The 25987-nt window shown below is 59.7% G+C and carries 25 protein-coding genes, 2 tRNA genes and 1 pseudogene; 18 read left to right on the top strand and 10 right to left on the bottom strand.

The genetic code is table 11. The features are described from left to right. Positions 1-75: 75 nt before the first annotated feature. From ACIQU2_RS22750 to ACIQU2_RS22705, 10 genes are all read left to right on the top strand, one after another. Entirely contained in the window at positions 76-1101 is a 1026-nt protein-coding gene (locus tag ACIQU2_RS22750; protein ID WP_134419054.1) for an NAD(P)H-dependent glycerol-3-phosphate dehydrogenase, read from the top strand. 31 nt (positions 1102-1132) lie between these two features. After that, a complete protein-coding gene (locus ACIQU2_RS22745) occupies positions 1133-1480 on the top strand; it encodes a DUF4389 domain-containing protein (RefSeq protein WP_347802239.1) in 348 nt (115 codons plus the stop codon). Continuing rightward, positions 1477-1929, top strand: coding sequence for a phosphohistidine phosphatase SixA (gene sixA, locus ACIQU2_RS22740; protein ID WP_403144097.1), 453 nt, complete (start codon positions 1477-1479; stop codon positions 1927-1929). Before ACIQU2_RS22745 ends, sixA begins: the two co-directional genes overlap by 4 nt. Positions 1930-2126: 197 nt before the next feature. Then, positions 2127-3794: an AMP-binding protein gene (locus tag ACIQU2_RS22735; RefSeq protein ID WP_403144095.1), complete on the top strand. Its 1668-nt coding sequence runs from the start codon at positions 2127-2129 to the stop codon at positions 3792-3794. A gap of 32 nt (positions 3795-3826) precedes the next feature. Then, the gene (locus ACIQU2_RS22730) at positions 3827-4270 is read left to right on the top strand and encodes a hotdog fold thioesterase (protein WP_403144094.1); all 444 of its coding nucleotides are present in this window, start codon (positions 3827-3829) and stop codon (positions 4268-4270) included. Between the two features lie 264 nt (positions 4271-4534). Then, a complete protein-coding gene (locus ACIQU2_RS22725; RefSeq protein ID WP_403144093.1) occupies positions 4535-5341 on the top strand; it encodes an alpha/beta fold hydrolase in 807 nt (268 codons plus the stop codon). Further along, positions 5338-6192: an alpha/beta hydrolase gene (locus ACIQU2_RS22720; RefSeq protein ID WP_403144091.1), complete on the top strand. Its 855-nt coding sequence runs from the start codon at positions 5338-5340 to the stop codon at positions 6190-6192. The genes ACIQU2_RS22725 and ACIQU2_RS22720 overlap by 4 nt, the downstream gene beginning before the upstream one ends. A 50-nt stretch (positions 6193-6242) precedes the next feature. After that, a complete protein-coding gene (locus ACIQU2_RS22715) occupies positions 6243-6902 on the top strand; it encodes a glutathione S-transferase family protein (protein ID WP_056745055.1) in 660 nt (219 codons plus the stop codon). 8 nt (positions 6903-6910) lie between these two features. Further along, positions 6911-7717: a DUF4892 domain-containing protein gene (locus ACIQU2_RS22710; protein ID WP_347802234.1), complete on the top strand. Its 807-nt coding sequence runs from the start codon at positions 6911-6913 to the stop codon at positions 7715-7717. A 69-nt stretch (positions 7718-7786) separates the two neighbouring features. Continuing rightward, positions 7787-8842 carry an AI-2E family transporter gene (locus ACIQU2_RS22705; RefSeq protein ID WP_403144089.1) on the top strand — a complete coding sequence of 352 codons (1056 nt, stop codon included), beginning with the start codon at positions 7787-7789 and terminating at the stop codon, positions 8840-8842. A gap of 141 nt (positions 8843-8983) precedes the next feature. Here the strand turns inward: ACIQU2_RS22705 and xopAW are convergent, their stop codons facing one another. From xopAW to ACIQU2_RS22690, 3 genes are all read right to left on the bottom strand, one after another. Then, a complete protein-coding gene (gene xopAW, locus ACIQU2_RS22700) occupies positions 8984-9832 on the bottom strand; it encodes a XopAW family type III secretion system calcium-binding effector (protein WP_403144088.1) in 849 nt (282 codons plus the stop codon). Between the two features lie 143 nt (positions 9833-9975). Then, positions 9976-11028: a sensor histidine kinase gene (locus tag ACIQU2_RS22695; protein ID WP_403144085.1), complete on the bottom strand. Its 1053-nt coding sequence runs from the start codon at positions 11026-11028 to the stop codon at positions 9976-9978. Continuing rightward, positions 11028-11786: a response regulator gene (locus ACIQU2_RS22690; protein WP_033053235.1), complete on the bottom strand. Its 759-nt coding sequence runs from the start codon at positions 11784-11786 to the stop codon at positions 11028-11030. Before ACIQU2_RS22690 ends, ACIQU2_RS22695 begins: the two co-directional genes overlap by 1 nt. Positions 11787-12079: 293 nt before the next feature. Between ACIQU2_RS22690 and pyrF the strand changes: the two genes are divergently transcribed. Continuing rightward, complete coding sequence (gene pyrF, locus ACIQU2_RS22685; protein ID WP_178122744.1) at positions 12080-12778, top strand: orotidine-5'-phosphate decarboxylase; 699 nt, start codon at positions 12080-12082, stop codon at positions 12776-12778. A gap of 86 nt (positions 12779-12864) precedes the next feature. Here the strand turns inward: pyrF and ACIQU2_RS22680 are convergent, their stop codons facing one another. Beyond that, positions 12865-13869, bottom strand: a complete 1005-nt coding sequence (locus ACIQU2_RS22680) for an NADP-dependent oxidoreductase (protein ID WP_403144083.1) — start codon at positions 13867-13869, stop codon at positions 12865-12867. Positions 13870-14104: 235 nt separating this feature from the next. Between ACIQU2_RS22680 and ACIQU2_RS22675 the strand changes: the two genes are divergently transcribed. From ACIQU2_RS22675 to ACIQU2_RS22660, 4 genes and pseudogenes are all read left to right on the top strand, one after another. Then, positions 14105-14866: an SDR family oxidoreductase gene (locus ACIQU2_RS22675; RefSeq protein WP_150631761.1), complete on the top strand. Its 762-nt coding sequence runs from the start codon at positions 14105-14107 to the stop codon at positions 14864-14866. Between the two features lie 183 nt (positions 14867-15049). Then, complete coding sequence (locus ACIQU2_RS22670; RefSeq protein WP_403144081.1) at positions 15050-16441, top strand: PLP-dependent aminotransferase family protein; 1392 nt, start codon at positions 15050-15052, stop codon at positions 16439-16441. Positions 16442-16549: 108 nt separating this feature from the next. After that, a pseudogene (locus tag ACIQU2_RS22665) lies at positions 16550-17653 on the top strand (HAMP domain-containing protein); the annotation flags it as partial. Further along, positions 17633-18514 (top strand): methyl-accepting chemotaxis protein, encoded by an 882-nt coding sequence (locus ACIQU2_RS22660; protein WP_371317146.1) that lies wholly within the window; start codon positions 17633-17635, stop codon positions 18512-18514. The pseudogene ACIQU2_RS22665 and the gene ACIQU2_RS22660, both read left to right, overlap by 21 nt. A 223-nt stretch (positions 18515-18737) precedes the next feature. Here ACIQU2_RS22660 and ACIQU2_RS22655 read toward each other — a convergent pair whose 3' ends face one another. Continuing rightward, positions 18738-19496 carry a hypothetical protein gene (locus tag ACIQU2_RS22655; protein ID WP_033053231.1) on the bottom strand — a complete coding sequence of 253 codons (759 nt, stop codon included), beginning with the start codon at positions 19494-19496 and terminating at the stop codon, positions 18738-18740. A gap of 393 nt (positions 19497-19889) precedes the next feature. Here ACIQU2_RS22655 and ACIQU2_RS22650 point away from each other — a divergent pair. Continuing rightward, positions 19890-19965 (top strand) — tRNA-Glu (locus tag ACIQU2_RS22650). Between the two features lie 3 nt (positions 19966-19968). Further along, positions 19969-20044, top strand: a tRNA-Gly gene (locus ACIQU2_RS22645). Between the two features lie 288 nt (positions 20045-20332). On the opposite strand, the gene ACIQU2_RS22640 is transcribed toward ACIQU2_RS22645, so the two are convergent. The 4 genes from ACIQU2_RS22640 to ACIQU2_RS22625 form a co-directional block, all read right to left on the bottom strand. Then, a complete protein-coding gene (locus ACIQU2_RS22640) occupies positions 20333-22072 on the bottom strand; it encodes a dipeptidase (RefSeq protein ID WP_403144079.1) in 1740 nt (579 codons plus the stop codon). 198 nt (positions 22073-22270) lie between these two features. Further along, positions 22271-22906 carry a LysE family translocator gene (locus tag ACIQU2_RS22635; RefSeq protein ID WP_033056907.1) on the bottom strand — a complete coding sequence of 212 codons (636 nt, stop codon included), beginning with the start codon at positions 22904-22906 and terminating at the stop codon, positions 22271-22273. Between the two features lies 1 nt (position 22907). Beyond that, entirely contained in the window at positions 22908-23678 is a 771-nt protein-coding gene (locus ACIQU2_RS22630) for a 2OG-Fe(II) oxygenase (RefSeq protein ID WP_056742718.1), read from the bottom strand. 92 nt (positions 23679-23770) lie between these two features. Beyond that, positions 23771-24397, bottom strand: coding sequence for an alanyl-tRNA editing protein (locus tag ACIQU2_RS22625; protein ID WP_347804110.1), 627 nt, complete (start codon positions 24395-24397; stop codon positions 23771-23773). A 91-nt stretch (positions 24398-24488) separates the two neighbouring features. On the opposite strand from ACIQU2_RS22625, the gene ACIQU2_RS22620 reads away from it, so the two are divergent. After that, positions 24489-25487 carry a LysR substrate-binding domain-containing protein gene (locus ACIQU2_RS22620; RefSeq protein WP_403144077.1) on the top strand — a complete coding sequence of 333 codons (999 nt, stop codon included), beginning with the start codon at positions 24489-24491 and terminating at the stop codon, positions 25485-25487. A gap of 65 nt (positions 25488-25552) precedes the next feature. Here the strand turns inward: ACIQU2_RS22620 and ACIQU2_RS22615 are convergent, their stop codons facing one another. Continuing rightward, positions 25553-25960 carry a PA2817 family protein gene (locus tag ACIQU2_RS22615; protein ID WP_007905217.1) on the bottom strand — a complete coding sequence of 136 codons (408 nt, stop codon included), beginning with the start codon at positions 25958-25960 and terminating at the stop codon, positions 25553-25555. Positions 25961-25987: the final 27 nt, after the last annotated feature.

The raw sequence follows: 25987 nt of genomic DNA, 5'->3' as shown, positions 1-25987 counted from the left end.
ATGCGGGGGCTGGCCGCCACTGGGCCGCTCCGTATAATGCCGTCATCGCCACTGGTATGGATTAACGGATTGCATATGACTGAACAGCGCCCAATTGCGGTCCTGGGAGGCGGAAGTTTTGGTACCGCCGTGGCTAACCTGCTGGCCGAGAACGGGCATCAGGTCCGGCTGTGGATGCGTGACCCCGAGCAGGCCGAGGCCATTCGGGTCAATCGCGAGAACCCGCGTTACCTCAAAGGCATCAAGATTCTGCCGGCCGTGGAAGCGGTCACCGACCTGCTGGCCACTCTGCAGGCCTGCGATCTGTGCTTCGTCGCACTGCCGTCCAGCGCGCTGCGCTCGGTATTGATGCCGCACGCCGAACGTTTGAGCGGCAAGTTGCTGGTGAGCCTGACCAAAGGCATCGAAGCTCACACCTTCAAACTGATGAGCGAAATCCTCGAAGAGATCGCCCCGCAAGCGCGTATCGGCGTGCTGTCCGGGCCGAACCTGGCCCGAGAAATCGCCGAACACGCGCTGACTGCCACGGTGGTCGCCAGCGAAGACGAAGAACTCTGCCAGCGGGTCCAGGAGGCATTGCATGGCCGGACCTTTCGCGTGTACGCCAGCGCCGACCGCTTCGGCGTGGAGTTGGGCGGGGCGCTGAAAAACGTCTACGCGATCATCGCCGGCATGGCGGTGGCGCTGGGCATGGGCGAAAACACCAAGAGCATGTTGATCACCCGGGCGCTGGCGGAAATGACCCGCTTTGCGGTGAATCAGGGCGCCAACCCGATGACCTTTCTCGGTTTGGCGGGCGTCGGCGATTTGATCGTCACCTGCTCGTCGCCGAAAAGCCGTAACTACCAGGTCGGATTCGCCCTCGGCCAGGGCTTGAGCCTGGAAGATGCAGTGACGCGCCTGGGCGAAGTCGCTGAAGGCGTGAACACCCTCAAGGTGCTCAAGGCCAAGGCCCAGGAGGTGGGCGTGTACATGCCGCTGGTCGCCGGGCTGCATGCCATCCTGTTCGAAGGGCGCACGCTGGAGCAGGTGATCGGTCTATTGATGCGTGCCGAGCCGAAAACCGACGTCGACTTTATTTCCACCAGCGGTTTCAACTGAGCACTCAATTGACAGGGGCAGGGAGCGAGACATGAACGATCCAAAAGTAGAAGCCAAGTACGAATCCATCCTGCTGCGCGTGTTGTGGATGATCGTCTACGTGCTGGTCTGGCAAGTGGCGCAGTTCATCCTTGGTGCCGTGGTGTTGGTTCAACTGATCTATCGTTTGATATATGGCGCCCCGAGCGCCAGCCTGATGAACTTCGGCGACAGCCTGAGCCAGTTTCTGGCGCAGATCGGTCGTTTCGGCAGCTTCCACAGCGACCAGAAACCGTGGCCGTTCGCCGACTGGCCGACGCCGCGTACACCGGAAGGTGAAGCGCCGCACACTGTGGCGCCGGCACCACACCCGGCCCGAGATGAGGAGCCCAAGCTATGAAACTCTGGATACTGCGTCATGGTGAAGCCGAGCCACACGGCAAGCGTCCTGATTCGGAACGGGCACTGACTGCCCATGGTCGTGAAGAAGTGCTGCGCACTGCCGCCGAGTTGGCCGGCAAGCCGCTGACCGCGATCTATGCCAGTCCTTACCTGCGAGCGCAGGAGACCGCAGAAATTGTGCGTACAGCGCTGAATTTCGCGCCGGAGATTCGCACCGTCGACTGGCTGACCCCCGACAACCGCCCGCAAGCGGTGGCGGAGCAGTTGGTGTCTGTGGATCACGCGTTGCTGGTCAGTCATAACCCGCTGGTGGGCAACCTGTTGGGTTATTTGCAGCACGGCCATGTGCAAGACCCGGAAGCGGTGAAAACCGCCGGCCTTGCAGAACTTGAAGGCGATTTGCCGCTGGCCGGCGCGATGAAGCTTAAGGGCATCAAGCACCCATAGCTCTGCTCTTTGTGGGAGCGTGGCTTGCCCGCGATGGCATCAACGCGGTCTACCTGACAGACCGCAGCGCCTGCATCGCGGGCAAGCCACGCTTCCACAGGTTCTGCTTCGTACCTGATTTTTGTGTGAAATAGTCAACCAAGCAACTGCTTGGTTGACTACGCTTGCTCCAGACCAAAAACAAAGGAGCGAGTCGCATGCCTGCCGCTTTTCGTTTGCCGCTGGACGTCTTCTACGAGCGTGAGGCCCGTCATCCCCGCCAGCGCTTTCTGATCCAGCCCGTGGGTGGCGGACAGGTCGAGACCCTGAGCTGGGCCGACGTCGGTCATCAGGCACGTTGCGCCGCGCATTGGTTGCGCGCGCGCGAATTGCCCCAAGGCAGCCACATCGCCCTGATCTCGAAAAACTGCGCGCACTGGATCATCGCCGACCTGGCGATCTGGATGGCGGGCCACGTGTCGGTGCCGCTCTACCCGAACCTCACCGCCGAGACCGTGGCCCAGGTCCTTGAACACTCCGAAGCAGCGCTGGTGTTCATCGGTAAACTCGATGACTGGCCTGGCATGTCTCGCGGGGTCAGCGCTGATCTGCCGACGATCAGCCTGCCGCTGCATCCGCCTGGTACTTTCGACTACAGCTGGGCCGACCTGCAAAAGAGCTCACCGATCCAGGACGATCCCAAGCCGTCCGCCGACCAGTTGGCGACCATCATTTACACCTCCGGCACCACCGGCACGCCCAAAGGCGTGATGCACAGTTTCGCCAATCTGGGGTTTGCCACCACTCGCGGCACGCAGTTGTTTGGCTTGAATGAGTCGGATCGGCTGCTGTCCTACCTGCCGCTGTGCCATGTCGCCGAGCGGATGTTCGTCGAGCTGGCGTCGATCTACACCGGGCAAACGGTGTTTTTTGCCGAGAGCCTCGATACCTTCCTGACCGATTTGCGCCGTGCACGACCGACCGCGCTGTTCGGTGTGCCGAGGATCTGGACCAAATTCCAGATGGGCGTGTACAGCAAGATCCCGGCAAAGCGCCTCGACTTCCTGCTCGGTCTGCCGATCATCGGCAGGCGGGTCGGCCACAAAGTCCTGGCCGGGCTCGGGCTGGATGCCTTGCGCATCGCCTTGTCCGGCGCCGCGCCAGTGCCGCAGACCTTGCTGCTGTGGTACCGCAAACTGGGGCTGGATGTGCTGGAGGTCTACGGCATGACCGAAAGCTGCGGCTATTCGCACGTTGGCCTGCCGGGCCAGAACAAACCCGGCTGGATCGGCAAGCCCTGCCCGGAGGTCGAGGTGCGGATCGCTGAGTCGGGCGAGGTCATGGTGCGCAGTGGCGCGACCATGCTCGGGTATTTCAAGGAGCCTGAGAAAACCGCCGAAACCATCACCGAGGACGGCTTCCTGCGCACCGGAGACAAGGGCGAGGAAGACGCCGAAGGCAACCTGCGCCTGACCGGGCGACTGAAAGAAATATTCAAGACCAGCAAGGGCAAATACGTCGCCCCGGCACCGATCGAAAATCGTCTGGCGGAGCATTCGCGCATCGAGCAGGTCTGCGTGGTCGGCGATGGCCTGAGTGCGCCGCTGGGTTTGTGCGTGCTCTCGGCGGTCGGTCAGCAGGACGCCAGCGGAACGGCGCGGGCGGGCCTGCATTCAAGCCTGGAAAAACTGTTGGAGGAGGTCAATGGCGTCCTCGACAAACACGAACGCTTGCATCGATTGGTGGTGGTCAAGGACAGCTGGGCGGTGGAAAACGGCTTCCTGACGCCGACCCTGAAGATCAAACGCAACGTGATCGAAGCCGTCTACGGTGCCCGTTTCGAAGAATGGAGCGAGCGCAGTGAAGCGGTGCTGTGGCAGGATTGAGTCACGAATAAAACCAACAAAGGACAGCAACGATGAGTCTGTGGCGTACCACTCCCAACGTCGAGCAGTTGAACGCAATCCAGAAAAACACCATCGGCGAAGTGCTGGATATTCGCTTCGAAGCCTTCGACGAAGCGTCCCTGACCGCGAGCATGGTCATCGACCATCGCACTCACCAGCCTTATGGCTTGCTGCACGGCGGCGCCTCGGTGGTGCTGGCCGAAACGGTCGGCTCGATGGCCAGTTACCTGTGCATCGACGCCAGCAAGTTCTACTGTGTGGGCCTGGAAATCAACGCCAATCATTTGCGCGGCTTGCGCAGTGGGCGGGTCACGGCGGTGGCCAAGCCGATTCACATTGGCCGTACGACGCATGTCTGGGATATCCGTTTGACCAGCGATGAGGGGAAGGCCAGTTGTGTATCGCGGTTGACCATGGCGGTGGTGCCGTTGGGTGAGAATCCGCCCGCCCGCTGAAACACGATTCCATGTAGCAGCTGGCGAAGCCTGCGTTCGATTGCGCAGCAATCGTAAAACCATTCACTGCGTTGGTTCAGGAAGATTGAGGTCGCTGGATTTACGACTGCTGCGCAGCCGGACGCAGCCTTCGGCAGCTGCTACACAGATCTTCATCAGAAATCCTGTTGACCGGACTGTCATCATTCCTGGCACTTACGGTCATTGCTGTAGGACGTCGTCTTACGGACAATCAACCCTTGTTTTCGTTGATGGATCACCGGTATGTCGAAACAGATATTTTTCGCCCACGCCAACGGTTTTCCCTCGGGCACCTACGGCAAGTTGTTCGCGGCGCTGGCGCCCGAGTATCAGGTGACGCATCTGCAGCAGCACGCCCATGACCCGCGTTTTCCGGCGGACGACAACTGGTACAACCTGGTCGACGAGCTGATTCATCACCTCAAGCAGCAACCGGAACCTGTGTGGGGCGTCGGCCATTCCTTCGGTGGCGTGCTGCATCTGCACGCGGCGTTGCGGTGCCCCGAGCTCTATCGCGGCGTGGTGATGCTTGATTCGCCGGTGCTGACCCGCGCTGATCAATGGGTGATCCGCGCCGCCAAACGCTTCGGTTTCATCGATCACCTGACCCCGGCCGGCCGTACGTTGGGACGTCGGGAAGAGTTCGCCGATCTGGAAGCGGCCCGACTCTATTTCGCTGGCAAAACCCTGTTTCGCAGTTTCGACCCGGAATGCTTTGACGCCTACCTGCAATACGGCTTGCACAAGGTGGGTGACAGGTTGCGCCTGCGCTTCGACCCGGCCACGGAAATCAGTATCTACCGTGGCGTGCCGCACACCAGTCCCGGCCGCACACGGCAATTGAAAGTGCCGCTGGCGGTGGTTCGGGGGCACAAGAGCCGGGTGGTGATGCGTCATCACGCAAGCCTCGTGGGGCGCTTGCCGCTGGGTGAGTCCCTGACCATGCCTGGCGGCCACATGTTTCCCCTCGAACGTCCCCAGGACACCGCCACGCTGCTGAAGAACCTGCTCAGCCGTTGGGAAGGTCGCCGCCAACAGGATTGCGCATGAGCAACGTCGTTGAAGAAGTTCGCCTGAGCCTGCCGCATATCGAGTTGGCAGCGCACTTGTTCGGCCCCGAAGACGGCATTCCGGTGATCGCCTTGCATGGCTGGCTGGACAACGCCAACAGCTTCGCCCGGCTGGCGCCGAAGCTCAAAGGCTTGCGCATCATTGCGCTGGACATGGCCGGTCACGGTCATTCCGGGCATCGGCCGACCGGAGCCGGTTACGCACTGTGGGACTACGCCCATGACGTGCTGCAAGTCGCCGAACAACTGGGCTGGAAACGCTTTGGGCTGCTGGGGCATTCCATGGGCGCGATCGTTTCGCTGGTGCTGGCCGGTTCTTTACCGGAACGCGTGACCCATCTGGCGTTGATCGACGGGATCATTCCTCCTACAGACAAAGGCGAAAACGCTGCCGAACGGATGGGCATGGCCCTGCAAGCGCAGCTGGATTTGCGGGAGAAGCGCAAACCGGTCTACAACACGCTCGACCGGGCCATCGAGGCGCGCATGAAAGGCTTGGTCGCTGTCAGTCGCGAAGCCGCAGAACTGCTGGCCCAACGTGGATTGATGCCGGTGCCAGGCGGTTATACCTGGCGCACCGATAACCGCCTGACCTTACCGTCGCCGCTGCGTCTGACCTCCGAACAGGCGATGGCCTTCGTCCAGCGAGTCAGTTGCCCTGCAAAACTGGTGGTGGCTGCCGACGGCATGCTCGCCAAACATCCCGAGTTGCTGGAGCGTCTACCCTTTAGCCGTGAACAGCTGCCTGGCGGCCATCATTTACACCTGAATGACGAACCCGGTGCCGACCTTGTCGCAGACTGTTTCAATCGGTTCTTCGCCGTTCCTTGACTTGCGCCGGGCAACTGTCGAGGCTGGGCGGGTTGAAATGGGAGACAACCATGATAGATCTCTACACCGCTGCGACCCCGAATGGCCACAAGGTCTCTATCGTGCTCGAGGAACTCGGCCTGCCCTACACGGTGCACGCCTTGAGTTTCGACAAAAAGGAACAGAAGTCCGAGGGCTTCCTCAAGATCAATCCCAATGGCCGGATTCCGGCGATTGTCGACCGCGCCAACGGCGATTTCGCCGTGTTTGAATCCGGCGCGATCCTGATTTACCTGGCTGAACTGAGCGGCAAACTGCTGCCAAAAGACCCCAAGGGGCGTTCGGTGGTCCTGCAATGGCTGATGTTCCAGATGGGTGGAATCGGCCCGATGCAAGGCCAGGCCAACGTGTTTTTCCGTTATTTCCCGGAGAAGCTCCAGGGCGCCATCGATCGCTATCAACATGAAACCCGCCGCCTCTATGAAGTGCTCGACACGCGCCTGCAAGCCGTCGAGTTTCTGGCCGGTGAATACAGCATTGCCGACATCGCCACTTATCCGTGGGTCCGTGGCCATGAGTGGTCGGGTGTCGAGGTCGACGGTTTGCCGGCCCTGCAGCGCTGGATGGCAACCATGGAGGCGCGTCCGGCGGTACAGCGCGGTTTGCTGGTGCCTGAGCGCATCGATGACGCCAGTATCATCAAGGGTGCCCAGGCCATGCTGATCCGATGAGTCTATCCATGCGTTCATTCAGTCTGCTGGCGCTGTGTTGCTTCAGTCCGCTGTTATTTGCCGCCGATGTCCCGGGCAGTCAGGACCTGCCGATCATGCCGCGTATGGCCGATGCGCAGATCGTTGACTATCGTCCGGTCGCCGAACTTGAGCGGATCTATCCACTGGGCTCGATCCGCAAAATCAGCGGCCAGTTGCGCTTTGACGGCCAGGTCGCTGCCCGAGGGCAAACCACTTCGGTAACCTACGAGTTGCCACCGGAGCATTCCTCCACCGAGGCCTTCACCGCCGCTCGTGAAGCCTTGCAGAAGCAGGATGCCGAGTTGCTGTTCTGGTGCCAGGCCCGTGATTGCGGCGAAAGCAGCCTGTGGGCCAATGATGTCTTTGGCAATGCCAAGCTTTATGGCACTGATGATCAGCAAGCGTATTTGCTGTTGCGCCTGGCGGCCCCACAGGACAACACGCTGGTAGCGCTTTACAGCATCACGCGCGGCAATCGCAAAGCTTATCTGCACGTCGAACAGTTTGACGCTGCCGCGCCGCTGGGTGATTTGCTGCCGACTTCTGCAACCTTGCTTCGAGAACTCAAAAGCACCGGTGAACTCGATTTCCCCAAATTGACCGGCGATCCTGACGATGCCTGGCTGCGCCTGATCTCTCGTGGGCTGAATCTGGACACCACGTTGCGGGTCAGTGTTTCGGGGCCGAAGGCCGAAGCCTGGCGTCAGGCACTGATCGGGCAGGGTGTGCGTACCGCCAGGATGGAAGCCGGTAGCGTCGAGGGCGCAGGCTTGCACATCCAACTGTTGCGATAAGCTTTATCAGGCGAACGTACACGCTGCGTTCGCCGACTCTTTTGCGGACTGACTTTTTTCGAGATTTAGATGATCAATAACGATCGGCTGTTGGTGCAGATCCTGCTCCTGGTGCTGTTTGGCGCGAGCTTCTGGGTGATGGCGCCGTTCTGGTCGGCGCTGTTCTGGGGCGCGGTGCTGGCGTTTGCCAGTTGGCCGCTGATGCGTTTGCTGACGCGTTTGCTCAATGGTCGCGAATCTCTGGCGGCCGCAGTGCTGACGCTGGGCTGGATGTTGCTGGTGGCGTTGCCGTTGGTTTGGCTGGGATTCAACCTCGCGGACCATGTGCGCGATGCCACGGCGTTCATCAAGGATGTGCAGGTCGACGGGCTGCCGGAAGCGCCGACCTGGCTGGGCAGTGTTCCCTTGGTGGGCGAGCGGCTGGTGGGGGTCTGGAACAGCATCGATCAGCAGGGCGCAGCGATGATGCTGGCGGTCAAACCTTATCTGGGCCAGGTCGGCAATTGGCTACTGGCGCGCAGCGCGCAGATTGGCGGCGGGATTCTTGAGCTGACGTTGAGTATCGTCTTCGTGTTCTTTTTCTACCGTGACGGGCCGCGTCTGGCGGCGTTTGTTCACGGGTTGCTGGAACGTCTGATTGGTGACCGTGCCGGGTATTACATTGAATTGGTGGCGGGCACGGTGCAGCGGGTGGTGAACGGCGTGATCGGGACGGCGGCGGCCCAGGCGGTTCTGGCGTTGATCGGGTTTTTGATTGCCGGGGTGCCCGGGGCGCTGGTGCTGGGGATCGTCACGTTTTTGTTGAGCCTGATTCCGATGGGGCCGCCGCTGGTGTGGATTCCGGCCACGGCCTGGCTGGCTTGGAAGGGTGAGTACGGGATGGCGGTGTTTCTTGGCATTTGGGGGATGTTCATCATCAGTGGCGTCGACAACGTGCTCAAACCGTACCTGATCAGCCGGGGCGGTAATTTGCCGTTGGTGATTGTCCTGCTCGGGGTGTTTGGCGGGTTGATTGCCTTTGGGTTTATTGGTTTGTTTATCGGCCCGACGTTGTTGGCGGTGGCCTACAGCCTGCTCAACGACTGGAGCAAGAGTCAGGCTCGGGTTGAGGATCGCCGGCCCTGAGGTTTTTGTTGGGGCTTAGGGCCTCTTCGTCGGAACGCCGCCCGGAGCAGGCTCGCTCCCACATTGATTTTATATCGATAACAAATTATGTGATCAATGCAGATCAACTGTGGGAGCGAGCCTGCTCGCGAAGCTTTTGACTTATGTGGCCTCGTTCAGGTACTTACCCACGGTCGCCACGTTGTCGAGCGAGTACTGCTTGCTCAGGTTGGCGATCATTTTGTTCAGGGCTTCGGTCACGTTCGACTGATCGGTGGAACTGTCGGTGTTTCGCTCGCGGCCGGCTTGCAACGCGGCTTTCAACTCGTCGCTGCTGACGCCGCCACTGCTGTCGCTATCCAGCACTTTGAGCAACGCGGCGCTGGTATCGGTGCTGGTCGATGAGGTGCTGCTGGTCTGCAACGCGCTGGTCAGTTCGGTGGCGCTGACACTGCCGTCGCTGTCCGCATCGAGCTGGCTGAACAGTTCTTCGCTGGACACTTGTTGAGGTGGCGGCGGAGGCGGGGCGAGACTGGCGGCGAGTTCGTCCTGGCTGACGGAACCGTCTTCGTTCTTGTCCAGGGCCGAGAAGATTTCTGTGCTGTCGGCGGTGCTGCCGGCGCTGGCCAGACCGTTGCTCAGTTCATCGCTGCTGATGGCGCCGTCACCGTCGGCGTCCAGGGCGCTGATCAGCGCGTCAGCCAGTTCGGTGTTCGGTGCCTGGTCCCGTGGCGGTGGCGGCGGAGGGGCCATCGCGGCCATTTCTTCACTGCTCAGACTGCCGCTTTCGTCGCTGTCCAGGTCGGCGAAATTCTTGCTCAGGCTGACCAGCAGACCGTCGTCGGATTTCTGCGACAGGGCGCTCTTGAGTTCATCCTGATCCACCGCGCCGTCGCTGTTGCTGTCCAGTTTGGCGAGCAGATCTTTCTGAAATTGCTGGCTGCGGGCGGTGCTGGTGGTGGTGCTGTTGATGCTGGTATAGCTCGTGTAACTGCTGACGCTACCGATCATTGCGCTCACTCCTTGGTATGGATAACCGGTGGGTGCACCGGCTTATGCAGCCTCAAGGGGCAAGTTGTCGTGGGTATGTGAAGTTTGTACCGAACGGTACACAGAGCACGACAGATCCGTGTAGCAGCTGGCGAAGCCTGCTGCTACAAGGATCGAGGTAGCCGTATAACGGCGGTCAAGCCGCCACCGGGCGTTTCTTCCAGGCTCAACTGGCCACCCAGGCGTTCGGCCGCCTCGCGGGCGATGGTCATGCCCAGTCCGACGCCACCGGAGTTGCGGTTGCGCGATCCTTCCAGACGAAAGAATGGCTCGAACACGGCTTCACGTTTATCCGCCGCAATACCCGGCCCATGGTCGATGACCCGGATCACCAGGGTTTCGCGCGTGTCTTCGAGCGTAATCATGGCCTGCCCGGCATAACGCAGGGCATTGTCCAGCAGGTTGTTGATGCACGAGCGCAAGGCCATCGGCTGCACTTGCAACGGTGCGCAGTGGCCGCTGGTCAGAACATCGGCGCCCTGGTCCTGGGCGTTTTCACTCAGGGATTCGACCAGCGCCTGCACATCCATCCATTGCACAACTTCACTGGTCCGCTGTTCATGCAGGTAAGTGAGGGTGGCGTCGAGCATGCTGATCATGTCGTCCAGATCCTGACGCATCTGGCCTTGCAATTTGTTGTCGTCGATCTGCTCCAGTCGCAGCTTGAGCCGCGACAGCGGCGTGCGCAGGTCGTGGGAGACGGCGCCAAGCATCCGCGAGCGTTGCTGCACTTGTTCACGAATGCGTTGCTGCATCTTGTTGAAGGTGTGTGCCGCTTGCCGTGCTTCCCGTGGGCCGGACTCATCCAGAGGCGGGCTGTCGAGGTTTTCGCTCAGTCGCTCGGCAGCATCGCTCAGGCGCTGGATCGGCCGGCTCAGCAGTTTGGCACCGTACCAGGCGGCGATGATCAACGAGACCAGTTGAAAGGTCAGCGGCACCAAGGGGCCGCCGAACCACGGCCGCGGTGGCCGATTTCCGAAGCGCGGGTCCATCGACGGGCGCTGTCCGTCGAAGTTATCGGAAAACCCCGGCGGCGGAGGGGGCGGCGGCGGGCCGTAATAGTGAAACCAGAAAAACGCCAACAAGTGCGCCAGGATGATCGCCACCAGCAGCATGCCAAACAGGCGGCCGAAGAGCGTATCGAAGCGCGCACGCATCAGCCGATGTCTCTGGCGTCGAACAGATAACCCTCACCGCGAACGGTCTTGATCAGCTGCGGGGCTTTCGGGTCGTCACCGAGTTTCTGGCGCAGGCGCGAGACCAGCAAGTCTATGCTGCGATCAAAGGCTTCGATCGAGCGACCGCGAGCGGCATCCAGCAGTTGTTCGCGGCTGAGTACCCGGCGCGGACGTTCGATGAACACCCAGAGCAAACGGAACTCGGCGTTGGACAGCGGCACCACCAGGCCATCCGCGGCGATCAACTGGCGCAGCACGCTGTTCAGGCGCCAGTTGTCGAAACGGATGTTCGCCCGCTGTTCAGTGCGATCGTCGCGTACCCGGCGCAGGATAGTCTGGATGCGCGCCACCAATTCTCGCGGTTCGAACGGCTTGGCCATGTAGTCGTCGGCGCCCAGTTCCAGGCCGATGATCCGGTCGGTGGGTTCGCAGCGGGCAGTGAGCATCAGAATCGGGATGTCCGATTCGGCGCGTAGCCAGCGACACAGTGACAAACCGTCTTCGCCGGGCAGCATCAGGTCGAGCACCACCACGTCGAAATGCTCCGCTTGCAGCGCCAGGCGCATCGCGGCGCCATCGGTGACGCCGCTGGCGTGAATGTTGAACCGGGCCAGATAGTCGATCATCAGTTCGCGGATCGGGACGTCATCGTCGACGATCAGGGCGCGAATGCTCCAGCGTTTGTCGTCGCCGGGCGCTTTTTGATCGTCGTTCACAGGTGCGTGGAGGTTGTGCATGCGTGCGTTCATCTGCCAGGTAGGCTGCCAACCACAAAGATGGGCTGCGAGGTTGTGGTTTCAGCATAGGCGTCCGGCCCGGAGGCGGGAAGTGCTGTAAGGACGTGTTGCGGCTGCCGAAGGTAACGTTGAAGGGTGTTGCAGGCGTGTCATGTGTGTATCTGACTCGACACAATGGGTGCAAAGGCTAGTCTTGCTTGAGCCGCCTCGACGAATTACCGATCATCGGGTCCCGCAGAGGCGCTGGTTCCGCTACAATGCGCGCCGATTTCGACCTGCCTGAGAGCCCACTCATGTCCGCCTGCCAGACTCCTATCATCGTCGCCCTGGATTTCCCCACCCGTGACGCCGCACTGAAGCTGGCCGATCAGTTGGACCCGAAGCTGTGCCGGGTCAAAGTCGGTAAAGAACTGTTCACCAGCTGCGCTTCGGAAATCGTTGGCACCCTGCGTGACAAGGGGTTCGAAGTGTTCCTGGACCTCAAGTTCCATGACATCCCGAACACCACAGCCATGGCCGTCAAGGCAGCTGCGGAGATGGGCGTGTGGATGGTCAATGTGCACTGCTCCGGTGGTTTGCGCATGATGGCCGCGTGCCGCGAAGTGCTTGACCAGCGCACCGGTCCGAAACCATTGCTGATCGGCGTGACCGTGCTGACCAGCATGGAGCGTGAAGACCTGGCGGGTATCGGTCTGGATATCGAGCCGCAGGAGCAAGTGTTGCGCCTGGCCGCGTTGGCGGAAAAAGCCGGGATGGACGGTCTGGTTTGTTCGGCTATGGAAGCCCAGGCCCTGAAATCGGCGCACCCGTCGCTGCAACTGGTGACCCCGGGGATTCGTCCGGCGGGCAGCGCCCAGGACGATCAGCGCCGCATTCTGACGCCGCGTCAGGCGCTGGATGCCGGTTCCGATTATCTGGTGATCGGCCGTCCGATCAGCCAGGCCGCGGATCCGGCCAAGGCGTTGGCGGCGGTTGTGGCCGAACTCGCGTAAAAAGATCGCAGGCTGCGCCAGCTCCTACAGGGAATGCGATCCCATGTAGGAGCTGCCGAAGGCTGCGATCTTTTGTTTTACTGCTTTTAGACCTTCAGCACCAACTTCCCGAAATTCTCGCCGCTGAACAACTTCATCAGCGTCTCCGGGAACGTCTCCAGTCCTTCAACAATATCTTCCTTGCTTTTGAGTTGCCCCTTGGCCATCCAGCCGGCCATTTCCTGGCCGGCGGCGGCGAACTGCGCGGCATAGTCCATCACCACAAAACCTTCCATCCGCGCGCGGTTGACCAGCAGCGACAGGTAGTTGGCCGGGCCTTTGACCGCTTCCTTGTTGTTGTACTGGCTGATGGCGCCACAGATCACCACCCGCGCCTTCATGTTCAGACGACTCAACACCGCGTCGAGGATATCGCCGCCGACGTTATCGAAATACACATCGACACCTTTCGGACATTCGCGCTTGAGGCCAGCGTGGACGTCTTCGTTTTTGTAATCGATGGCACCGTCAAAACCCAGTTCGTCAATCAGGAACTGGCATTTGTCCGCGCCGCCGGCAATGCCGATGACGCGGCAACCTTTGATCTTGGCGATCTGCCCGGCAATGCTGCCCACCGCGCCGGCCGCGCCCGACAGCACCACGGTGTCACCCGCCTTTGGCGCGCCGACATCGAGCAGGGCGAAATAGGCGGTCATGCCGGTCATGCCCAGCGCCGACAGATAGCGCGGCAGAGGCGCCAGTTTCGGATCGACCTTGTAGAAACCTCGTGGCTCGCCGAGGAAGTAATCCTGCACACCCAGGGCACCGTTGACGTAGTCCCCGACCGCGAAGCCCGGATTATTCGAGGCAACGACTTTGCCTACGCCCAATGCGCGCATCACTTCGCCGATACCGACCGGCGGGATGTAGGACTTGCCCTCGTTCATCCAGCCACGCATGGCCGGGTCCAGGGACAGGTATTCGTTTTTGACCAGGATCTGACCCGCAGCCGGTTCGCCGACCGGTACTTCCTGATAGGTGAAGGTCTCGCGGGTCGCCGCGCCCACCGGACGTTTGGCGAGCAGGAACTGGCGATTGGTCTGGGTAGTCATGACAGGCACTCAAGATGAATGAAGACTTGTTGATAGACCTTCATGAACGATGCCGCAAGTTTGGCTGATGCGGCGAATGCATATCGATCCAGTGCAGTGATAGTCGAACCGGCGGTTCTATCACTGTCACTCATGGGCACCCAACCGGCCTTCTGATAGTGCTGCCGCGCCTCAGGCCCTTGTGGCTAGATTGCGAACACGCGATCCCCCGCATCTTCTCTTCGAGGACATAACAATGAGCATGACGTTTTCTGGCCAGGTCGCTGTGGTGACGGGCGCCGCCAATGGCATTGGCCGTGCGACTGCCCAGGCATTCGCTGCTGAAGGCTTGAAAGTGGTAGTGGCCGACATGGACACAGCCGGGGGCGAAGGCACTGTGGCGCTAATTCGTACGGCGGGCGGCGAAGCGACCTTCGTGCGTTGCAATGTCACGCTGGAAAGCGATGTAAAAAATCTGATGGACGAGGTGGTCAATACCTACGGCCGTCTCGACTATGCCTTCAACAATGCCGGCATCGAGATCGAGAAAGGCAAACTGGCCGAAGGTACGGTCGACGAGTTCGACGCGATCATGGGCGTCAACGTCAAAGGCGTCTGGTTGTGCATGAAATACCAGTTGCCCTTACTGCTGGCCCAGGGCGGTGGTGCAATCGTCAACACCGCATCGGTAGCCGGCCTTGGGGCTGCGCCGAAGATGAGTATTTACGCGGCGTCGAAACATGCGGTAATCGGCCTGACCAAATCGGCGGCCATCGAATACGCCAAGAAAAAGATTCGGGTGAACGCGGTGTGTCCGGCAGTGATCGACACCGACATGTTCCGCCGTGCCTATGAAGCCGACCCGAAGAAAGGCGAGTTCGCCAATGCCATGCACCCCGTCGGGCGCATCGGCAAGGTCGAGGAAATCGCCAGTGCGGTGTTGTACCTGTGCAGCGACGGCGCAGCGTTCACCACGGGGCATTCACTGGCGGTGGACGGCGGCGTTACGGCGTTTTGAAACAGGCACTGCAACGTAGGAAAAAACCCGCAATTGTGCGGGTTTTTTTTCGGTTCCTTAAAGGTGCCGGACAAAGTGTTTCAAATGGTTAGAACCGATGGTTTTAGCGGTGTTGTCGCACAGCTGATCGAGCGCTCCTGTGATTAACTGTTCCCCGCAAAACGGACAGGAGTTTGCTTGCTCATGGAGTTGAGAATCGATCGACAGGCATTGGTGCCGGTCGTACAGCAAATCGTCGACGCGCTAGCCTGCTGGCTTCGCCGTGGCGAGGTGCCGCCGGGGACGCGTTTGCCTTCTGTGCGGCAAATCGCCCGGATCAATTTGCTCAGTCAGTCCAGCGTCGTTGAGGCCTGTGAGCGTCTGGTGGCTCAAGGGGTGCTGGCGTCGCGTCATGGCGCCGGTTTCATTGTCGCCATGCCAGCGCTGGCCGCGCCGGGGCAACAGGATTGCCCCTGGTTCGAGGGGGTAGAAGTGAAGCAGGGCGGCACTTCGGGCGAACTCAAACTGGGGTGTGGCGGACTACCCGAGAGCTGGCGCGAAACTGACGACCTGAGCTACGCGATCCGTCAGGTCAGCCGCACCGACATGGCCGGCCTGTTCAACTACAGCACACCGCTGGGCCTGCCAGCCTTGCGTCAGCAGATTCACAAGCGCCTGAAACAGCTCGATATCGTGGTGGAGGAAAACCGGATCCTGACAACGGCGGGTGCCAGTCAAGGACTGGACCTGATCGTGCGTACCTTGTTCAAGCCGGGTGATTGCGTGGTGGTGGAGAATCCCGGTTATTGCTTGCTGTTCGATCTGCTCAGACTGCACGGTGTCAGCATGATCGAGGTACCGCGAACCCCGCGCGGGCCGGACATCGAAGCGCTTGAGGCGCTGCTGGTGAAATACAGCCCGAGCGGGATCTTCATCAATAGCTTCTATCACAATCCCACTGGCAGCAGCCTGGCGCCGGCGGTGGCGCAGCGGGTTCTGCAACTGGCCAAAACTTATGGCCTTCTGGTAATCGAAGACGACGTCTATGCGGATTTGCACAGCGGCCCCGGTACGCGCCTCGCTGCGTTGGGTATCGATGACAACGTGATCTACGTCGGCAGCTACTCCAAAACCCTCAGCAGTTCGTTGCGGGTCGGTTTTGTAGTGGCCGGTGCCGGGGTTATTTCGCGGCTGGCCGAAGTCAAGATGATCAGCAGCATGGGCGCTTCACGGTTTTGCGAGTCGGTGCTGGCAAGCCTTTTAGCCAGCGGTGCCTACCGCAAACTGGTCCAGCGCCAGCGCCAGCGTTTGAGCAATGACAGGGAGGCTGCGTTGCAAGTGCTTGAAGACGCCGAGTGGGAGGTGTTCGGCAAGCCGGTCGGAGGCTTGTTCATCTGGGCGCGATCGCGGATGTCCGACTACGCTCAGGTGCGCAAACAAGCCCAGCGCTTCGGTGTCCTGTTGTCTTCTGCGACGGCATTCAGCCCCACTGCAGAGGCCAACGACTGGCAGCGTATCAATGTGGCCTATGCCTGTGATCCGCGAGCCCGCGCGTTTTTTCAGGCCACCGCTCGGGATCGACCTCAAGCGTTCTGAAAACGACGTGAGCGTAGCTTTTTGCCATTATTCCGACGCCAGAGACTTGTGTTGATACAGGCCCGTTGCGAATCTGCGTTAACAGACTATGTCAGGGGACTAAGTGCAATGATTTCGGCCGTGCAAGGACGTTTTGCCAACCTCGGTATGGCGAAAAAACTGGGTGTCGGGTTTGTACTGGTGCTGCTGTTGACAGCCTTGGTGGCGGCCATCGGCGTATGGTCCTTGCAAACCATCAGCCAGCGCTTCGACGGGCTCAAGCAGATGTCGTCGCTCAACAGCGGTTTGCTCAAGGTGAGACTGCTCGAGCAGGAATACGCCTTGCACGGCAACCCGAAAACCGCTGATGCGCTGCGCGAGGGCGTTGACGGTCTGATCGCCCTGGCAATCCAACTGAAAGCGGCGTCTGCGGCCAACGTGCCGGTGATGAATGACGTCGAGCAGTCTCTGGGGGCCTACCGCAAGGCCTTTGACGAGTTCGTCTCGCTCAGCCAGGCCAAGGACCTGGCACTGGAGATGGCCAGTTGGTCGGTGTCCAGCGTGGCCAATAATCTCGACGTGCTACAGGCCGGGCTGGCCGATGACGGCGCTTATACCTTGAAGGAATCCGAAGGCAAGGACGGTGGGCAGTTTATCGAACAGGCCAATCAGGTCAGCCAGGTGTCGCGGTTGATGTTGCAAGCCATGAACGAAGCGCGTGTGCGCCTGGACCTGAGCCGCAAGGGCGACGACAGCGCAGGGCAGGGCAAGATCGAGCAGGCCGACCAGGCACTGACCCAGGCCGAGCAGCTGAAAACCACGGTCAAGGATGAGGGTTACCAGACGGTCCTCAACGAAGTGGTCGGGCACATTGGCGGATTCAGCGAAAAACTCGCTGAGTACACCGGCCTGCTGGCGCAGGAAAAAACCGTTTATCAACAGCTGCATCAGCGCGCCGCTCAGGTGGTGGAACGGGTGGATCAGGCCTATGTCGCCGAAGACCAGTCGATGCAGGCGGAGCTGAAAAAGAACTCGCTGCTGATCATCGGTTCCTCGGCGCTGGCGCTGCTGGTCGGGCTGATTGCGGCCTGGGTGATTACCCGGTTGATCGTGGCACCGCTGCGCAGTGTGATCCGTGTTGCTCAACAGATTGCCTCTGGCGATTTGAGTGCGACGGTTGAAGTGACCCGTCGTGATGAGATAGGGCAGCTGATGCAGGCCATGCAGCAGATGGGCGCGGGGCTTAGCAGCATTGTCAGCGGTTTGCAGGCGGGCATCGAACAGTTGGCCAGTTCAGCGCAGTCACTGTCGGCGGTGACCGAGCAGACCAATCTTGAAGTCAGCAGCCAGAAGGAAGAAACCGAACAGGTCGCTACCGCGATGAATCAGATGACCGCCACCGTGCACGACGTTGCGCGCAACGCGGAGGAGGCCGCTCAAGCGGCGCAGACAGCGGACGGCAAGGTTGAAAGTGGTCAGCAGGTGGTGCGCCAGAGCATGGCGCGGATCGAACAGTTGGCAGATTCCGCCACCTCAGCCAGTTCGAGCATCGAAAGCTTGAGTGCCGAGATCCAGAACATCGGCACGGTACTGAGTGTCATCAAGAGTGTGGCCGAGCAGACCAATCTATTGGCCCTCAACGCCGCGATCGAGGCGGCTCGAGCCGGCGAGCAGGGCAGGGGCTTTGCGGTGGTGGCCGATGAAGTGCGGGCCCTGGCCAAGCGTACTCAACAATCGACCGAGGAGATTGAACGACTGGTGAGCGCCTTGCGCTCGGCGGCTCAGTCTTCTGTTCAGCAGATTCAGAACAGTGGCGAGCTGGTGAAGCTGGCTGTGAGTGATGCGTTGCAGACTGAGAGTGCGCTGGGGAGTATTGCGGCGGCAGTGTCTTTGATTCAGCAGATGAACCAGCAGATTGCAGCGGCTGCCGAGGAGCAGAGTTCAGTGGCTGAGGAGATCAATCGCAGTGTCACGAGTATTCGGGCCAGCGCGGATCAGTCTTCGTTGGCGATGCAGGGGAATGCGGCTTCCAGTATTGAGTTGGCGCAGTTGGGGGTTGAGCTGAAGGGGATGGTGGGGCACTTTCGGCTTTGAGGTGTACACCGATCAACTGTGGGAGCCGGGCTTGGTCCGGGCGGCGTTCCGACGATAGCGGCCTGACGGCCGACCAATCCCTTGCGGTTGTACATCGTCCAACTGTGGGAGCGAGCCTGCTCGCGAAGGCGGCCTGATAGTCGACCTTGCTGTCCTGGCCCCGCCCATCAAACTCAACGCAAAAAAAAGCCACCTGCTTAGGTGGCTTTTCTACTTTCTCTGATCAGTCGTAGATCACTTTTTTCTTCCAGTCCGCATCGGCCTCGACGTCTTTGAGTCCTTCGGTCAGCTGGTTCACTTCGCCTTCTACCGGTGCGATGTTGTCCATGACTTGTGCGTTTGCGCGAGCCAGGAGTTTTTCCAGGTATTCCAGCTGTTCGGCGTAGACCTGGGGTTCCTGTTGTTTGCGCAGGTATTGCACGCCGCGTTCGAACGCCAGGCGGGCCTGGCCGGGCTGGTTCTGTTGCAGGGCGTGCTGGCCGAGGTTGTTGAAGAATTCGATGTGCAGCAGGACCAGGATGTGGCGAACTTCGCGGATCCAGCGTTTGGCTTCGTTGGTTGGCAGGAAGCCGTCCTGTGCGGCGCGGGTGATTTGGCCGTGCAGGGCTTCGAGCAGGAAACGTACGTCCTTGGCTTTGGCTTCGGTCTGGATCGGTGCGGGCGGGTTGTTGACCGGGATCGATTCGCCCTGGCCGACCAAGGCGCTCAGTTCGCCAATCCGTGCCTTGAGGTTGGAGCTGGTTTTTTCCAGATTGAGCAGGCGTTGGCAGACGTTCAATTCCAGACGGGTCAACAGCAGCTTGAGGCCCGGTGTCATCAATTGGCCGGGGAAGGTCTCGGTGATTTCGCCGCAACGACGTAGACGATCGTTGAGCTCAACTTTGGCGCGGGCCTTTTCCAGCTTATTGTTTTCCACCACATGGTTCATGTAGCCAATGGCGATCAATAGTGCGATCCCGGCTACGACTAGCAGGGTGATCATGAGTGGTGTCACCGGTAAGACCTCTTTATGGGGTTCGCGTGCGAGTGTAGTGGCTTGGCATTGGGACGCATAGCGCCACTCAGCGAGTTGAATCGGCTACTGCACTGCCTGTATCGGCCGCGTTCCTGCTTATATAAGTAATAGCGTGCGAGGTGCACATTGCCATCATCTTTGGCGTGGGTGGACTATAACGTCTTGGCGGGTGTCAGAATATAGGCGTCAAACCCCGGGCGACGGAAAAGCCTGATTAGTGTCTCAAAGCAGGGCGAAGTCATTGATTTAAATAAATTTATATCTGGGGGTTGACGACCCCTCAATCCATCCATAGAATGCGCGCCACTTACAGCGTAAAGCACACAGCGAAACGCGGTAGGGAGTGAATGTTGTACGTGTGTCCCCTTCGTCTAGTGGCCTAGGACACCGCCCTTTCACGGCGGTAACAGGGGTTCGAGTCCCCTAGGGGACGCCATTTGCGGGAATAGCTCAGTTGGTAGAGCACGACCTTGCCAAGGTCGGGGTCGCGAGTTCGAGTCTCGTTTCCCGCTCCATATTTAACAAAAACGCCGCCCAGCAATGAGCGGCGTTTTTGTTTGCGCGTTATTTATGAAAAAAGAACCTAGGATAATGCCGGCCAAGACCCGATCCCTGTAGCAGCTGGCGAAGCCTGCGTTCGGCTGCGAAGCAGTCGTAAATCCGGATTGCGCCGTGAGCCTGACACACCGCGGTGTCTGACTTTACGACTGCTGCGCAGCCGAACGCAGGCTTCGCCAGCTGCTACAGGGGTGTTGCTACGATCAAAGCAGTGGACCCACCAGGACAGCGGGTCCGAAAGAGCATCACAGCTTCGGCAACTGCCCGATGCGCCCCATCATCTCGGTCACGATCTGCAGATCCAGCAGGAACTGGTCGACGGTCTTGAACTCGTTGTCAGTGTGGCCGGTGTACTTGACCTCGGGCCTGGCCAGGCCGAATTGCACGCCATTGGGCAGTTCATGGACCGAGGTGGCGCCGGCGGAAGTACCGAACTTGTTCTCCATGCCAAGGTTTTCGCTGGCCACGGCCAGCAGGGCCTTGACCCATTCACCCTCAGGGTTGCGGTACATCGGCTCGGCGATCGAGTAGTCGAAGGCCACCGCAACGTGGGTCTTCTTGCTCCAGGCGCCAAGCTTTTCGGCGATTTCGGTTTTGAGCACTTCGGGGGACTTGCCCTTCGGCACCCGCAGGTTGACCGCGAGCTTGAAGGTTTTCTCATCCATCCCGACATAGGTCAGGGAAGTGGTCAACGGTCCCATGAAGGCATCGGAAAAGCCGACCGCCAATTGGCCACCCAGGTAGTCCAGTCCCCAGTTGTCGGCAGCGTAGCGGGCGGCGTCGGTAATGTGGTTGTGCTTGAGTGCGACTTTTCCGTCGAGGCTGTTGATGAAGTCCAGCATCCTGGCCACCGGGTTAACGCCTGACTCGGGCTCGGAGGAGTGGGCCGAAACGCCGGTGACCGTCAGCTTGACGTCTTTGCCGACGACCTTGGCGGTTACCTCGAAGTTGCCGCCATTGCGCTTGGCATAATCGCTACCTGCCTTCTGCAGGCTGGCGGCCAATTCAGCAGGCTTGTCACTCAAAAGGGTGGCGACCGATGTCGACGGAATCTGGTTGGTGGCCATGCCGCCCGTCATCGATATGATTTCAGCGCCCTTGCCCTCTGCCTTGCGCTTGGCAAAGTTCGCCATGACAGTGCCGTAGCCTTTCTCGGCAATCACTACCGGGTAGCCACCATCCAGCGCCAGGTTGTAGTTGGGTGTCGGGTTGTGTTCGAAGTAATAGGGGATGGCGTCGCCGGTGGTTTCTTCGGTGGTGTCGACCAGCAACTTGAGATTCCTGGCCAGCGGCAGCTTCTCTTCCTTGATGATCTTCATGGCGTAGAGCGTTACCACGATGCCGTTCTTGTCATCCTCGGTGCCCCGGCCATACATGCGGTCGCCGATCAGAGTGACCTTGAACGGGTCAAGTCGGGTGCCGTCTTTCAGGACCCAGTTCTCCGGCGTCACGGGCACCACATCGGCATGCGCGTGAATGCCCACGACTTCATCGCCACTGCCTTCCAGGGAGATTTCATAGACGCGGTTGTCGATGTTGCGAAAGTTCAGGTTGAAGGCCTGTGCAAGACCCTTGATCTTGTCGGCGATCTTGATGAATTCGGGATTGTCGTGCTGGGCAACACCGTCCACGCGGAAGGTCGGAATTGCCACCAGCTCGCGCAGGGTCTCGGTGGCGGCGCTGCCGTACTTCACGCGTGCATAGAGGCCGAGCAGGCGATGGATCTCGTTCTGCTGTTCGGGGGATAGGGCCTTGTTGTCGAGAAAGGCGCTGATGGCCGGGCCGAGGTCGTCGGTTTTGCCAAGGTCGCTTTTGGCCAGGCCTCCCAGGAACTGCCTGAAATCCGTTACCGATGCGTCGCTGAAGGTCTTGAGGATGGCCGCGCTCTGTTGCGGGGTGATGTTAGCGTGCGCTGTCAGGGTGAACGACGAAAGGCTGGCCAGTATCAGGGTTGACGCGGCCAGGTGCTTGAGTGAGAAATTCATTGTTGGGGGCATTCCTTTGCAGGCAGTTTGTGAGAGATTTCTGATCGATGAGGCAAGAAAACGTTCCCAAACTAACACCACGAGTGAGCAGTACGGGAGTCCCTGAAGTGAGATCTGTCGCACAGAAATGCAAAAGCGACGCAGAAACGAAAAAGGCCCGTCAGCCGACTGAGCGGGCCTTCTGCATGGGTGCAGGTTTTACATCGACAGAATCAGGCGCCCCGCGAACAGGATCAGAATCACCCCCATGGTGCGTTCGAACCAGTGCCCCATGCGCATAAACAGCAGCCGTACCCGAGCACTGGAAAAGAACAGCGCGACGATCACAAACCACAGCGCATTCACAAAACACATCCAGATTCCGTAAAGCGCCTGGATCTTCAGTGGCGTTGTGGCGCTGATGATGGTGGTGAAGATCGCCAGGAAAAACAGTGTGGCTTTCGGGTTGGTCGCGTTGGTCAGGAAGCCGGTGGTAAATGCCTTCAGCAAAGTTTGTTCTACGACCGGTTCGTCAGGCTTGTCGCCTTCCAGTACGGTCTTGGGCTTGCTGCGCAACAGGCTGACGCCGAGGTACAAAATGTAAGCGCCACCCACAACCTTGGCCACCGTCAGCAGCCAAGGCGTCGTGTGCATCAGCGCGCCGACCCCGAGCAAGGTGTAAAGCACGTGCACGGAAATACCCGCACCGATGCCCAGAGCCGTGCAAATCCCGACCAGTCGACCGAAGCGCACGCTCTGACGGATGGTCACTGCGAAGTCAGGTCCGGGTGCGACCACAGCCAGAAAGTGGATAGTTGCCAGCGCCAGAAACTCGCCCAGGTAATTCGAAAGCATTTCAACTCCAGAAAGTAAGGGGTGAAGCATTGCCGCGATAGCCGACAAAGAACGAAAGGCTCAAGCGCGGATCAGCCACACCCGGTGTCACCGAGTGCATGCAGCGCGAATTGAACATGATGAAATCACCCGGCTCGGGAAGAATCTCCAGGGTCGGAGTCCCGAGCAGAGCCGGATCGATTCCGTAACTGTCGCCACGCATTTCGTCGAACTGGTCCGGGGAGATGTCGTGGTCCCACATCTGCAGTGCACCGCCCTCGGCGGGCATGTTCAGGTAAACATTGCAGGCGAACTGCGCTTCCAGGCTTTTGGCCTGATAACTGTCCGGGGCGTCCTTGGCGAAAATGTCGTGGTGGGCCAGAAAACAGATCCCGGGTTTCACCACCCGGGACAGCCCGACATACATCTTGCGACCGTAGAGATTTTCCAGGTGCGCACCCGCCGGCCAGGACTCGTCGAGCATGCAGCGCAGGGTGTCGACGGGGGACGAATAGGGCGCACACCGGTTGCGTAATTCCGCAATGTTGCGGGTGGCGCGTTCGAAATAATCTTCGATCAGCAGCGGCTGGTTTTCCGCTTCATAAAACGCCATGCCGATGCGACCGATGCTTGGCGCATTGATATAGCCTTCGAAGCCCGGGGCGAGGATCTTGTCGCCAATCTGAATCGCCAGTGGCTTGGGCAACAAGCCTTTGACGCGGATGGCGAGGACTTCTTCGTTGGCCAGTTTTTTTATGCACGTCTCATCGAGACGCTCGACGTCAAGCATCATGTCTTAGGTCCATCTATCAGATAGTCAACAGAACCCGCGACCGCAGGTTCCCCCGGCGTCAGGCGATGACAGGAACGGCATCGCCCAAATGCTCAATCCACGCTGTAGTGGACTGACAGCGTTCCCTTCTTCAGTGAAAGGGACGTGATTGTGACCGTGCCCAGATCCTTCAGGCTGCGTACATGGGTGCCGCCGCAGCCGTAGGCGGGCAGTTCACCGAAACCGATTTCCCGGGCGCCTTCACGCATTGACGTCAGGCGCGGCAGATCATTGGCGATCCACTGCTCGATGCCGTGCTGAATCATCTCTGCATCAACCTCTTTTGCCGACTCTGCCGGTTTGAATTGCACGCGTCCTTCGCCCGGCCAGTGATGAGCCTTGATCGGCATCCAGCCCATGGCCTGGACGAAGTGGCCGATCAGGTGGCCGGCGGAATGCATGCGTGAATTGAACTGGCGGCGTTGTTCGTCGACACGAATCTGAGTCATGCCCGGTTTTACCGGATGGTCGACGAAATGAATGATCCGGTCCGGATCCTGAACAACCCGCAGCACCCGGCTTTCGCCGATCCAGCCGGTGTCAAAGGGCTGTCCACCGCCTTGGGGATGAAACAACGTGGCGCGCAGCACCACGACAAATTCGTTCTCGTGGGGCGTGCAATCCAGGACTTCCACATTGGCCTTGAGGTCATCACTATGGAAAAAGAGGCGAAGCGTCATATTCCATGCCCTTATTAACAATTCTATTTTTTATTATATGAAGCGTGGAATTGCGTGATAATCCGTTCAAACATCAAAGGACTGTTGCGCTGTGAGCATAAATCTTCCACTGCCATTGCTCGGTGAAATGGCGATCTTCGTCAAGGTTGTCGAGACCGGCAGCTTCTCCGAGGCCGCTCGCCAGTTGGGTTCTTCACCCTCGGCGGTCAGTCGCAGCATTTCGCGTCTGGAGAAGGCGCTCGCCACCCGTTTACTGCAGCGAACCACGCGCAAGTTGCGCTTGAGCGACGGTGGGGAAGAGGTGTTCAAGCGCTGCCGGGAGATGGTCAGCGCAGCCAAGTCGGTGATGGAGATCAGCGGTCAGTTCACCCATGAAGCGGAAGGACTGGTGCGCGTCAGTGTGCCGAAGGCGGTGGGGCGTTTCGTGATTCATCCGCATATGCCGGAATTTTTGCGTCGTTATCCCAAAGTGGATGTGGAGCTGTTGCTTGAGGACCGCCAGGTGGATTTGATCGACGACAACGTTGATCTGGCGATTCGTATTACAGATCGGCCACCTGCTGGACTGGTCGGGCGGCAATTGCTCACCATCGATCATATGCTCTGTGCAACGCCGCAATACCTGGCCGAACACGGCACACCGACCCATCCCCACGACTTGCTCAACCACAGCTGCATCTATCTGGGCGAAACGCCGAGCGATGCACGCTGGAAATTCAAGAAAGGCACCAAGGCTTTCACCGTTGGCGTGCGCGGACGTTATGCGGCCAATCACACCGGCGTGCGGTTGGGCGCAGTGTTGCAGCACATCGGGATTGGCAGCCTGCCGTACTTCACTGCGCGTCATGCGTTGGAGCAGGGGCTGATCGTGCAGGTGCTGCCGGACTGGACTTTTCTGGCGTCATACCACGGCGGTGCCTGGTTGCTGCATTCGCCAACCCGTTATTTGCCACCGAAGTTACGGGTGTTGATCGACTATCTGGTGGAGTGCCTGGAGAAGGAACCAACGCTGAGCAAGCCGGGCAAGTTGAGTAGTGCGGGCAAGCTCGCGGCGGAGTATGAGTTGCCGGAGAGTGATGGGTTGCTCTGAAGCGAAGATCAAAAAAAAGGCCCGCATGTTCAACCATGCGGGCCTTTTGCATTTCTGACCGAGGATCAGTGCTTGCTGTCCTGGTTCGACATCGCCAGCAGCTGTTTTTCCTGGTTCCAGTCGAAAGGTTCGTCGTTTTGTTCAGCTTCGAAACGACGTTCTTCCAGCGCCTGGTACAAGTCGATTTCATCGTCGGGCATATAATGCAGGCAGTCACCGGCGAAGTACCACAGCAGGTCGCGCGGGACCAGGTGGGCGATTTGCGGGTAGCGGGTGATCACCTGGCACAGAATGTCCTGGCCCAGGTATTGGCTTTCGATCGGGTCGACCGGCAGCAACGCACGCAGTTCGTCGAAGCGCTCCAGGAACAAGGCATGGCTTTCTTCGGGAACCTGTTCGGCCTCACCTACGGCGACCAGGATGCTGCGCAGGTGGTCGAGCAAGACAAGATGATCGGCAACGACATTGGACACGAGATAAGTCCTCAAGAGCAAAACGGG

The organism is Pseudomonas sp. NPDC098740 (genome assembly GCF_044760065.1).
Lineage (GTDB): Bacteria > Pseudomonadota > Gammaproteobacteria > Pseudomonadales > Pseudomonadaceae > Aquipseudomonas > Aquipseudomonas rossensis.
The sequence above is the reverse complement of the archived record's forward strand: the minus strand, read 5'-3'. Positions and strand labels throughout refer to the sequence as shown.